Source organism: Streptomyces sp. NBRC 109706 (assembly GCF_000974485.1).
Classification (GTDB): Bacteria; Actinomycetota; Actinomycetes; order Streptomycetales; family Streptomycetaceae; genus Streptomyces.
In genome coordinates, this window is record NZ_BBOM01000012.1 from 252,601 (window position 1) to 263,982 (window position 11,382).

The window sequence follows — 11,382 nt, forward strand, 5'->3', positions numbered from 1 at the left end:
GCCGCTGCGGTTTATGGGGGCAACGGGGCCCGCGGGGCGAGGAATCCGGGTAGTGGGTACCCATCCGACGGGTGAGACGGCTCTGCCAGCATCGTCGTATGACCCCAGACGTCGCCTCCCCGGTGGCCGACCACGGCCCGTCGCCGGCCATGTGGTGGTGGGCGCCGGGTCTGACGCTCGTGGAGCGGCTGCCCGTGCCGCCCCCGCCGGCCGCGCTGCCGGCGGACGGCGCCGAGGCGGAGTGGGCCGCGCTCGGCCGGGGCGGGCTCGACCGGCGGGCCGCCCGGCTCGGGCTGGCCCCGGACGCGCTCGCCACGCTGGGCGCCGAGCCGACGGAACGCCTCGGCTCGCGCACCACCAGGCCGCCGTGGGCGGGGTTTGTCGAAAACGTGCTGGCCACCCCGGACGACGACTGGCCGGAGCCGGCGGAGCCGCCGGGCGCCGGGGACGAGGGCCATCTGGCCTTTCTGCCCGTGGTGCGCCCGCTGAGCCGGTACTCCGCGCGGGAGTTGGGGACGAAGCTGGCCGGCGCGCGCCCCGACGTCATGGAGGTGGCCTCGGTCTGCGCCGGTCTTGAGCGGCAGTTGGCCGAGCGGCTGGCGCGGCACGCGGCGCGCACCCTGGTGTGGGAGCTGGACGCGGAGCGCCGGGCCGGCCGGCTGCGCGGCGCGGGATCGCGAGAGCGCTTCGCCGACTTCGTCGCCCGGAGCGCTTCGCGGCGCGGTCTCGCCGCGCTGACGACGCGCTACCCGGTGCTGGCCCGGCTGTGGGGGCAGGAGTGCCTGCGGACGGTGGCGACCGCCGACGAGCTGCTGGGCCGCTTTCTCACCGACCGGCCGAGGATCGTGGCCGATCTGCTGGACGATGCGGACCCCGGCCCGCTGGTGGCCGTCGAATCCGCCCTGGGCGATCCGCACCAGGGCGGCAGAAGCACCTCGCTGCTGCGGTTCGCCGACGGCGGCCCGGTGCTGGCCAAGCCCAGATCCCAGGCGCAGCAGCGGCTGTTGGGCCGGCTGACCGACTGGCTGGACGAGCGACTTCCCGGGCTCGGCACCCGCGTCCCCCGCGTGGTGGAGGGCGAGGGCTACGGCTGGGTGGAGTTCGTCGCCCACCGCCCGTGCCGCACCGCGGCCGAGCTGACGCGTTTCTACCGCAGACAGGGCGCGCTGACGGCGCTGCTGCACGCGGTGGACGCGACGGACGCGCATCTGGAGAACCTGGTGGCCAGCGGCGATCTGCCGGTGCCCGTCGACGCGGAGACGCTGCTGCACCCCACGGTGCGGGAGCCCGCGATCGCCGGGCCCGACCCGGCGGCCGAGGCGTTGACCGCGTCGGTGCTCCGCACCTGCCTGCTGCCCCAGCCGCTGGTCGACGAGCACGGGGTGCGTGACATCTCGGCCCTCGGCGGCCGGGCGGGCGGGAGCGGCGCCGGGGTGCGCTGGGAGGGCAGCGGAACGGACCGGATGCGGCTGGCGCGCGGCGCCGGGGTCTACGAGGGGAGCGACAATCTGCCGGTGCCGGACGATTCGCCGGTCTCCGCCGGGGACTTCGAGGCGGCGCTGCTGGCCGGGTTCCAGGCGGCCTGGGACACGATCGTCGCGCACCGGGACGCCCTTGTGGCCCCCGACGGCCCGCTGGGCGAGGCCGGTGAGCTGCCGGGACGGCTGATCGTCCGTCCGTCCCGGCTGTATGCCACGCTGCTCTTCGAGTCGACCCATCCCCGGGTGCTGCGGGACGCGTTGGCGCGGGACGCCGTCCTCTCCCTGCTGTGGGCGGACTCGGCGGGCGACCCGCTGCGCGAGGCGCTGGTCGAGTCCGAGGTCGCCGATCTGTGGGCGGGCGACATCCCGGTCTTCTTCCACCGGCCGGCCGAGACCGACGTCCGGTGCTCGGACGGCACCAGGATGCGGGGGCTGCTGGCCGAGCCCAGCCTGGCCGCCGTCCGCCGGAAGATCGCCGGCATGGACGAGGTGGAGCGGCACGGCCAGGAGTGGATCGTCTCGGCGACCCTCGCCACCACCCAGCCGGCGGCCGGCCCCCCGTTCCACCGGCCGGCGCCGGCCGGTCCCGGCGCGCCGGCGGTGGCCCCCGATCCCGAACCGCTGCTCGCGGCGGCCTGCGGGATCGCCGACGAGATCGTGGGCCGCGCGATGCACGGCGCCGACCGGGCCAACTGGCTGGGACTCGAACTGGTCGACGACCGCTGCTGGACCGTGCTCCCGATGGGCGCGGGGCTCGGCCAGGGCTATACGGGAGTCGCCCTGTTCCTGGCCCAGTTGGGCCGGCTCACCGGCGTCGGCCGCTATACCGACCTGGCCGCCCGCGCGGTGGCGGCACTACCCCGGCTGCTGGCCTCGCTGCTGGCCGATCCGGAGCTGGCCCGTGCCGTCGGGCCCGGCGCCTTCCAGGGCCTGGGCGGCATCTGTTACGCGACGGGCCGGCTGGCGACCCTGCTCGGGGACGATCTGGCGTCGCTCCCCAGGGCCGTCGACGCGCTGGCGCTCGTCGAGCACGACGGCGCGGTGCCCGGGCTGACGGCCGGGACCGCGGGCGCGCTGGCCGCCGCCGACGCGGTCAGCCGCGAGCACGGCCTGCCGCAGGCCGGTGAGTTGGCCCGCCGACTCGCCCGGACGCTGTCGGCCGCGCTGCCCCACCCGGCGGCGGCCGCCGACCCCGGTTGCGCGCACGGCCTGGCCGGCATCGGCCGGGCGCTGCTGGGGCAGCCGGCGACGGCCGCCCTGGGCGCCGAGGCGCTGCGCGCGGCGCTGGCCGGCGCCGGCGCCGCGCCCGCCACCGGCTGGTGCCGGGGCGCGGCGGGCGTCCTGCTGGCCTCGGTCGGCGGACCCGCCGGGCCCGCCGGCGTCCCGGCCGACGATCCTGAACTCGTGAGTCTTGTACCGCTGTTGGCCCAGGCGCCGCCGACCGGGGACCTGAGCCCCTGTCATGGTGAGCTGGGCATCCTGGAGGCCCTGGCCGCGCTCGCGGCGCACGGGACTCCGGGGGCCGCCACGGCCTACACCCGCCGAGCGGGCGTCGCGCTGGGTACCCTCCAGCGGCACGGCCACCGCTGCGGCACCCCAGGGCATCTGCCGTCCCCGGGGCTGCTGACGGGCCTTTCGGGCATCGGCCACGGCCTTCTGCGCCTGGCCTTTCCCCGGACGGTTCCCTCGGTGCTGCTCCTGGAGCCGATGACCGACCGACACCCGACCGTTCCCCCACTCTCACAGAGATGGACCGCACATGAGCCAGTCGACCGCCGCTGACCGTTCCACCGTCCCCACCGCCGAGCCGGCCTCCGGCGAGACCACGGAGACCGCCGGGGCCCCGGGGACGCTCCCTGCCCCTGACGCCGCCGAGGCGGTCGAGGCCGCCGAGGGCGAGACGACGGATGATCCGGCGGGGGGCGTCGCGCTCGCCGGCCACAACCGGGTCGGCGCCGGGGTGCGGGTGCTGGCCGGTCTCGCCCTGGGCAGCGGACTCGTCGCCAGCCTGGGCGAACTCGGTGGAAACACCTCCGTGTCCATCATCTGACCGCCCGGGCGACCAGCATTCCGACGCCCACTGTCACTTCGAGGCGTTACCATCCGGGCACATGTCAGTCCATGCCACCGACCTCATCGGTCGCGACGAGGAAGTCGCCTATCTCGGCGGCCTGTTGCGCGATGCCGGGCGGGGTAGCGGCGGCGCCGTCTTCCTCGTGGGCGAGGGCGGCGTCGGCAAGTCCCGCCTCGCCGAGGAGATCGCCGGCAGCGCCTTCGACCGCGGGATGCGCGTGCTCAGGGGCCGCAGCAGCACCATCGGGCCGGTGGCGCCGCTGCGGTCCCTCAGCGAGGCGCTGCTGCCGCTCTTCCGTGGCGAGGCCGCCGAATCGCTGCTCGCCGACCCCCATCTGGGGCCCTACCGCGCCGTGTTGGGCCGGCTGGTGCCCGATCTCGCCGGGGAGGAGTCGGAGAGCGGATCGCTGGTGGTGCTCGGCGAGGCGCTGCTGCGGCTGCTGACCGCCCTCGGCAGGGGGCAGGGGAACCTGCTGGTCATGGAGGATCTGCACGACGCGGACATCGAGACGCTCGCCGTCGTGGAGTATCTGATCGACAACCTCCAGGGGCTGCCGGTGATGCTGGTGGCCACCATCAGGGCCGAGGACTGCCCGGCGATGGATCTGGCCGGAGCCACCGAACGGCGCCGTTTCGCCACCCTGTTGCGGCTCTCCCCGCTGGACCGGCCGCAGGTCGCCAGCATGATGGGCTCCTGCCTCGGCGTCGGCCCCGAGGGCGTGCCGGACGCGGCGCTCGACCATGTGTGGAACGACAGCCTGGGCAACCCCTATCTGGTGGAGGAGCTGCTGGAGGGGATGATCGGCAACGGTTCGCTGGTCCGCGCGGCCGAGGGCTGGCGCACCGTGGGCACCCCCCGGCACGACGTCTCCAGCGCGGTGCTGTGGCGCACCGTGCGCCGGGTCGACCGGCTGGGCCCCGAGGGGCTGCGGCTGATGTCGGCCGCCGCCGTGCTCGGGCGGCGTTTCTCCCTCTCGGTCCTCCAACGGATGACGGGCGTCAGCGACCGGGCGCTGCTGAGCCATCTGCACGCGGGGGTGGCGGCCCGGCTGGTCGAACCGGACGAGCCGGCGCCCGACTGGTACGCGTTCCGCCATCCGCTGACCGTCGAGTCGATGTTCGCGCAGATGACGCCCGGCAGCCGCGCCGTGCTGAGCGCCCGGGCGGCCGACGCCATCGAGGCACTGCACCCCGAACTGCCGGACGCCTGGTGCCCGTTGGCCGGCGAGCTGCGGGCCGCCGCCGGGGAGGGCGTGCGGGCCGGGCGGCTGTTCACCGAGGCGGGCCGCCGCGCGCTGGCCGCCGGCGCCGTGGGCTCCGCCATCACCCTGCTGGAGCGGGCCGAGCGGCTGCTGGCCGGCGGCTCCGATCCGGAGGCGCGGGCCGCCGCGCTGCGGGAGCTGATCCCCGCGCTGGCCGAGGACGGCGACTTCGAGCGGGCGTTCGCCCTGGTGGAGCGCGCCAAGGAGCTGACCCATCCGGCGCTGGACGACGCCCAGGTCGCCGCGCTGCACACCAAGCTCGCCAAGGCCGCCTATGTGGCGGGCCGGTGGGCCGACGGCAACGCCCAGGTGCGGCTGGCGCGTTCGCTGCTGGGCGCGGACGCGCACGAGCGGGACACCGCCCAGATCGATGTGGTGGCGGCGTATCTCGCGGTGGAGACGCCGAGCCCGGCGCGGACGGAGCAGGCCGAGCGCCTGGCGCGGCGCGCCATCGAGGTCGCCGAACGACACGATCTGCCGCAGGTCGCCTGCGAGGCATGGCAGCTGTGGGGCATGGTGCGCCGCGCGCAGAACCTGGACGAGGCCACCGCGTGCACCCGGCAGGCGCTGCGCCTGGCCGAGCGGCACAATCTGCCGCTCCAGCGGATCTACGCCATCTCCCGGATCGGCGGCGACCGTTGGCTGGCCGAGGGTTCGACGGAGGGCATCGAACAGGCCAGGGCCGAGGCGCTGCGCGCCGGCGCGGTGCCCGTGGTCTACATCAGCGACGGCATCCTCTATCTGGACGCCGTGCTGACCGGCCGGCAGGCGGAGCAGGCGGACCGGATCAACGAGTCGCTGGCCACGGCCAGTCGGCTGCGCCTCGGCTCGGTGGTCCGCTATGTGCTGATGGCCCGCGCCACGGCGGCGGCGCACCGGGGCGACCGGGCGGCGATGGAGCAGGAGCTGGCCGAGTTCGAACGGTGGGATGGCCTGGGCTCGCCCGAGGAGCCGCTGGCCGTGGGCCTGGCCCGGGTGTTCTGTTCGCTGCTGGAGGAGGACCGGCCCAGGGCCCTGCGCGAGCTGGCCCATCTGTCGGAGCTGGAACGCGCCCGGCCGACGGTCTTCCATCTGGGCGGCCGGCACGGGCTCGAGCTGTTCCTCCGGGTGTTGGCCGGCGAGTTCGGCCGCGAGCGGTACGACGAGATCGTGGACACCGCGGCCGGCCGGATGCTGTGGAACCGGCACTTCGTGCAGCTGGCGCACGCCGTGCTGCTGCACCGGGAGGGCCGGCCGAAGGAGGCGCTGGCGGAGGCCTGGGCCGCCCAGGAGCTGGCGGCCGGCCATCCGTTGGCGCGGCATCTGGGGCTGCGGCTGCTGGCGGAGGACTCGCTGCGGCACGGCTGGGGGGAGCCGGTGCCGTGGTTGCGCCGCGCCGAGCACTACTTCCAGCAGACCTCGCTGCCGGCCGTCGCCGCCGCCTGCCGCACGCTGCTGCGGGAGTCGGGCGCGTCCGTCCCGCAGCACCGCAGCGGCGCGGAACGGATCCCGTTGCCGCTGCGGACCAGGGGCGTGACGGTGCGCGAGTACGAGGTCTTCCAGATCCTCGCGACCCGCCCGAGCAACAAGGACATCGCCCGGCGGCTGCATATCTCGCCGCGCACCGTGGAGAAGCATGTCGCCAGCCTGATCACCAAGACCTCCCAGGACAACCGGGAGGCGGTGTGCTCGCTGGCCGCCGAGTTCGACGCGGAGGCGGCCGACGGCGAGGAGGGCGCCGGGAGATGAGGGGCGCCGCCGGTACGTGGGTCAGCCGACGGCGGCGGCGGCGGTGGTGAGCGAGCCGGCGAGCCGCCAGGTGCGGCGGCGTTCGGCGTCCGTGCGCAGCCCGGTCTGGGTGAGCACCACCTCGGTCGCGCCCGCGTCGACATAGCGGCGGATGCCGGCCTCGACCGTCCGTTCGTCGCCCACCAGGGCGAGTTCCACGGGATGTGAGGCGCCCTCGGCGGCCACCGCGCGGCGGTAGGAGGGGATGCTGGCATAGGCGCCCAGGCGGATGGCGGCGATCCGCTGCACCACGTCCGGGTCGTCGGTGACCACGGCGGGCACGGCGGCCACGATCCGGGGCGCGGGCCGCCCGGCCGCCTCGGCGGCGCGGTGCAGCACCGGCACGATGCGCTCGGCCAGGGTGCGCGGCCCGGCGAGGAACGGGAGGGTGCCGTCGGCGAGTTCGCCGGTGACCCGCAGCGCCTGCGGCCCCATGGCGGCGACCAGCAGGGGGACGCCGGAGCCGCCGGCGACGGCCGTGGGCAGCGGCGGGCGGGCGATGACGCCCTCGCCGACGAACTGGGGCGCCCGTTCGCCGTCGAGCACCCGGCGCAGCACGGTCAGGGACTCCCGCAGATGGCGGATGGGCGGCGGATAGGGGGTGCCGTAGGCGGGTTCGAGCAGGCCCCGAACCCCCGTTCCGACGCCGAGGGTGAACCGGCCGCCGGTGGCGGCCTGCGCGGTCTGGGCCTGGGCGGCCAGCTGCAGCGGGTGGCGCGGGTAGAGCGGCACCACCTGGGTGCCCACCCGCACCGACGGCACCTCGCGGCCGACGACGGCGGCCACCGTCATCGCGTCATGGTCGAACAGCTGGCTGAACCAGACGGAACGGCCGCCGAGGCCGGCGAACTCCCGTGCCTGGGCGACCAGTTCGTCGACGGCGTTGCCAGAGGTCGGGGCCTCCGAAGCGGGCAGCGCTATTCCGACGGTCATGCGAGGGGTTCCTTTCTGATGAGCGCCGGCTGGCCCACGGGCGGCCGGCGTGTTTCGAGTCGGCCACGGGTCCGGCCGGCGCGGACGGCGATACGTGGTTCCGTCGCGCCGCGGAGGCTCGGCCGGCACACCAGCAGCCGGCGCAGCACGCCCTCGCCCACGGTGTCGCCCGCCCTTCCGGCGCTCCGCAGGGCGCGTTCGGCGGCCTCCCGCCAGTCGGCGGCGAGCAGCCGCGGGTCGTCCCCGGCGGCGGCCGCCGCCACCAGCTCCCAGCCGTAGGAGGGTTCGTCGACCGAGTCGGCCAGCCGGGCCAGCTCCAGCAGCGGTTGGCGGGCCGTCGCGCTCCAGCGGTCCGAGGCGGCCAGCACCGTCTCCACCGTGCGGGCGTCGGGCGACCAGCGGACGGCGGAACCCCGAGGCCCGACGCGGAAGTGCAGGCGGTGGCGCGCGACCTCGTCGCCGAGCGCCAGCCACGCGCCGAACACCCGGCGCAGCGTCGACGCGCGCTCGGTGACGGTCTCCCTGACGGCCAGCTCCCGCGCCAGCATCCGGTCCAGCGGGTGGAGACGGTAGCGGGCAGCGGGGCCCGAGCCGTCGACGACCTCGACCAGCCGCACCTCGACCAGCTCCTCCAGGGTCTCGGCGGCGGCACCGGAGGCGTCGTCCAGCAGCGCGCCGGCCAGCCAGCCGGGGCAGGGGCCGTCCGGGAGCAGCGCGAGCCGGGCGAACAACCGCCGCGCGGTGACCGGCAGTCGGTCCAGGTCCCGGCGGAGGCTGGCGCGCAGTTCGCCGCCGTGGCACAGCCGCCCCAGGCGGGTGTCCTCCTCCCGCAGCGCGGCGACCAGATCGCCAAGACGCCAGTGCGGGCGGGCCGCGATCCGGGCGGCGGCGCCGGCCAGCGCCAGCGGCACCCCGCCGCACAGCTCCACCAGGCGTCCGGCGTGCTCCCGTTCGGCGCCGGTCCGTTCCTCGCCCAGCAGCCCGGTCAGCAGCGCCACGCCCTCCGGGACGTCCAGCGTGGTCATCTCGTGGCGCACGGCGCCGGGCAGCGCCAGCGTCCTGCGGCGGGTGGTGACGACCAGCGGGCAGCGGGAGTCGCCCGGCAGCAGCGGGCGCACCTGCGCCTCGTCGACGGCGTCCTCCAGCAGGACCAGCACGCGGCGGCCGGCGAGCGCGCTGCGGTAGAGCGCCACCCGGCCCTCCAGATCGGGGGGGATCTCGGCGACGGAGTGGCCGAGGCCGCGCAGAAAGCGTTCCAGCACCTCGCCGACGTCCTCGGGCCTGCCGGCGTCGTCCGTCAGCCGCGCGTAGAGCTGTCCGTCGGGGAACGCGCCCGCCACGGCGTGCGCCGCCTCGACGGCGCCGTGCGAGATGCCGACGCCGGCCCGTCCGGTGAGCACCAGGACGCCGGCGCCCGCCGGGCCCGACACGGCGAGCAACAGCCGCCGCACCGCGTCCAGTCGGGGCTCGGGGCCGCCGGCCGCCGTGGGGCGGGCCGGCAGCGTCCTGGGCACCGGGGGCGGGGCGCCGCCGCCGGTGCCGGGCCCCGCCGGGCCCGGATCGGCGCGGTCGGTCAGGATGTCCTGCTGGAGCTGGCGCAGCGCCAGGCTCGGCTCAAGGCCCAGCTCGGCGACGAGCACCGCGCGGAGCGAACGGTAGGCGGCCAGCGCCTCGACGCGCCGGTCGGACCGGTAGAGCGCCGTCATCAGCTGGCCCACCAGCCGCTCCCGCAGCGGGTGTTCGGCGACGGCCTGGGACAGTTCGCCGATGGCCTCCCGGTGCAGGCCCAGGCGCAGCTCGGCCTCCAGGCACTCCTCGACGGCGGCGATCCGGCATTCGGTGATCCGCGCCCGGTGCTCGCCCAGCAGCCGGCCGTCCACGCCGGCGACCGGCTGGCCGCGCCACAGCCGCAGCGCCTCCCGGAAGGCGCGCCGCGCCCGGTGCGGATCGCCGGCGACCCCGGCGGCCCGGCCCCTGGCGACCAGCTCCTCGAAGACGACGAGGTCGAGTTCGCCGTGCGCCACCTCGATCACATAGCCGGCGCCCCTGGTGCGGATGCGCTCGCCGAGCCCCGCGCGGTCCAGCAGCCTGCGCAGCGCCGAGACCGCGGTCTGCACCTGCGCCCTGGCGGTGGCCGGCGGCTCCCCGTCCCACAGCCCGTCCACCAGCCCGTCCAGCGTCACCAGCCGGTTGGCGTTGAGCAACAGCAGGGCGAGCACGACCTGTTGGCGCCGGGCGGTGACCATCACCTGCTCGGTGCCGTGCACCTGGAGCAGGCCGAGCACCTGGAACCTGATTTCCTGGCCCGGCTCCTGACGTCCCGTCAGCGCGCGTGGAGCGCGGTGGACGGTGTGGACGGTGTGGACGGTGTCATGTCGGTGGACGTCCCTCGGGTCGAGAGGTCCCACGGTGTACCCCCTGGTGTCGAGTGCGATCGGCCGGTCGGTCGCGCCGGCGCTGGGCTGATGGGATGGCTCACACCAGGACTTCGTTCGGTTCCGGGTGTCCGAGGAACGCGGTGGGCGAGGCGGTCAGGCCGTAGGCGCCGGCCTGGAAGACCGCGATCAGATCGCCCGGTTCGGCGCGCGGCAGCGAAACCCGGTCGCCCAGCAGGTCGAGCGGGGTGCACAGACAGCCGACGACGGTGACCGTCTCCTCCCCCGGCACCGGCGCCGCCCGGTGGGCGACGGCGATCGGGTAGTTGCGGCGGATCACCTGGCCGAAGTTGCCCGAGGCGGCGAGCTGGTGGTGCAGCCCGCCGTCCACCACCAGGAACGTCGTGCCGCGTGACTCCTTGCGGTCGACGACCCTGGTCACATAGACCCCGGCCTCGCCGACCAGATAGCGGCCCAGCTCGATCACCACCCTGGCCGCCGGCTGCCGGGGGCGGATCCGGGTCTCCAGCAGTTCGCCCAGCCGCTCGCCGACGGACGGCAGGTCGAGCGGGGTGTCCCTGGTGGCGTAGGGGATGCCGAAGCCGCCGCCGAGGTTGAGATAGCGCAGCGGTCCCGGCAGCGATTCGGCGAGCCGCAGGGCCAGTTCGACGGTGGCCTCCTGGGCCTCCCGCAGCGAGTCGGCGCGCAGGTTCTGGGAGCCGGCGAAGATATGGAAGCCCAGCGGGTCGAGTCCGGCGCGGGTGATCTCGTCGAGCAGCGCCGGCACCCGTTCGGCGTCGACGCCGAACTGCTGGGGGCCGCCGCCCAACCGCATCCCCGAGCCCTTGACGGTGAAGTCGGGGTTGACCCGTACCGCCACCCGGGCCGGCAGCCCCAGCAGTTCGGCGACCTTCCGCACCCGGCGGACCTCGGTGGCGGACTCCAGCTCGACGGTGACGCCGGCGGCCACCGCCCGCCGCAGCTCCGCCTCGGTCTTGCCCGGCCCGGCGAAGCCGATCAGCTCGGGCCGCACCCCGGTGTCCAGGGCCCGCCCCAACTCGCCGGCGGACGCGATGTCGAAGCCGTCGACCAGCGTCGCCATATGGTGCAGCACGGCCGGCATCGGGTTGGCCTTGACCGCGTAGTGGAGGTGGATGCCGGCGGGCAGGATGTCCCGGACGGCCGCCACCCGACGGGAGATCAGCTCCCGGTCATAGGCGAAGAACGGCGTGCCGCCCACCCGTTCGGCCAGCCGTGCGACGGGAATCCCGCCGATCTCCAGCCCCTCCCCCGGGATTTCTCCCCGGCCCGTTCTACGCGCCGGAAAAAGCGTCTCGTCGAGCGTGACACCCGACTGTGCAGCGACCACCTGTACGTCCCTTCTCACCCCACGGGGCTTGTCGGTCAAAGGCGTTGGGGGATTCCCGCACCGTCCGTCGCAGACGGGGGAATCATCCGGGAGTACCGTCCCAAGCACACCGCCGGGTCCAC

Annotated in this window: 6 protein-coding genes; 3 read left to right on the plus strand and 3 right to left on the minus strand. The window is 75.7% G+C overall.

Going from position 1 to position 11,382, the window contains the following annotated elements; translation table 11 throughout:
- The first annotated feature begins 98 nt into the window (after positions 1-98).
- The 3 genes from AOM46_RS28445 (at position 99) to AOM46_RS28455 (ending at position 6,544) form a co-directional block, all read left to right on the plus strand.
- Complete coding sequence (locus tag AOM46_RS28445; RefSeq protein WP_062216658.1) at positions 99-3,263, plus strand: type 2 lanthipeptide synthetase LanM family protein; 3,165 nt, start codon at positions 99-101, stop codon at positions 3,261-3,263.
- Positions 3,241-3,531, plus strand: a complete 291-nt coding sequence (locus AOM46_RS28450; protein WP_062216660.1) for a hypothetical protein — start codon at positions 3,241-3,243, stop codon at positions 3,529-3,531. Before AOM46_RS28445 ends, AOM46_RS28450 begins: the two co-directional genes overlap by 23 nt.
- A gap of 61 nt (positions 3,532-3,592) precedes the next feature.
- A complete protein-coding gene (locus AOM46_RS28455) occupies positions 3,593-6,544 on the plus strand; it encodes a LuxR family transcriptional regulator (RefSeq protein ID WP_067226666.1) in 2,952 nt (983 codons plus the stop codon).
- Between the two features lie 21 nt (positions 6,545-6,565).
- Here the strand turns inward: AOM46_RS28455 and AOM46_RS28460 are convergent, their stop codons facing one another.
- From AOM46_RS28460 to AOM46_RS28470, 3 genes are all read right to left on the minus strand, one after another.
- Complete coding sequence (locus AOM46_RS28460; RefSeq protein WP_062216663.1) at positions 6,566-7,516, minus strand: TIGR03564 family F420-dependent LLM class oxidoreductase; 951 nt, start codon at positions 7,514-7,516, stop codon at positions 6,566-6,568.
- Positions 7,513-9,924 (minus strand): AfsR/SARP family transcriptional regulator, encoded by a 2,412-nt coding sequence (locus AOM46_RS28465; RefSeq protein ID WP_158920737.1) that lies wholly within the window; start codon positions 9,922-9,924, stop codon positions 7,513-7,515. The genes AOM46_RS28460 and AOM46_RS28465 overlap by 4 nt, the downstream gene beginning before the upstream one ends.
- A 67-nt stretch (positions 9,925-9,991) precedes the next feature.
- A complete protein-coding gene (locus tag AOM46_RS28470; RefSeq protein WP_199824074.1) occupies positions 9,992-11,260 on the minus strand; it encodes a pyridoxal-dependent decarboxylase, exosortase A system-associated in 1,269 nt (422 codons plus the stop codon).
- Between the last annotated feature and the right edge of the window lie 122 nt (positions 11,261-11,382).

What these genes read in the sequence shown, in the direction of transcription:
- AOM46_RS28460 (WP_062216663.1), bottom strand. Translation starts at nt 7,516, where the DNA reads ATGACCGTCGGAATAGCGCTGCCCGCTTCGGAGGCCCCGACCTCTGGC.
- AOM46_RS28445 (WP_062216658.1), top strand. Translation starts at nt 99, where the DNA reads ATGACCCCAGACGTCGCCTCCCCGGTGGCCGACCACGGCCCGTCGCCG.
- AOM46_RS28450 (WP_062216660.1), top strand. Translation starts at nt 3,241, where the DNA reads ATGAGCCAGTCGACCGCCGCTGACCGTTCCACCGTCCCCACCGCCGAG.
- AOM46_RS28455 (WP_067226666.1), top strand. Translation starts at nt 3,593, where the DNA reads ATGTCAGTCCATGCCACCGACCTCATCGGTCGCGACGAGGAAGTCGCC.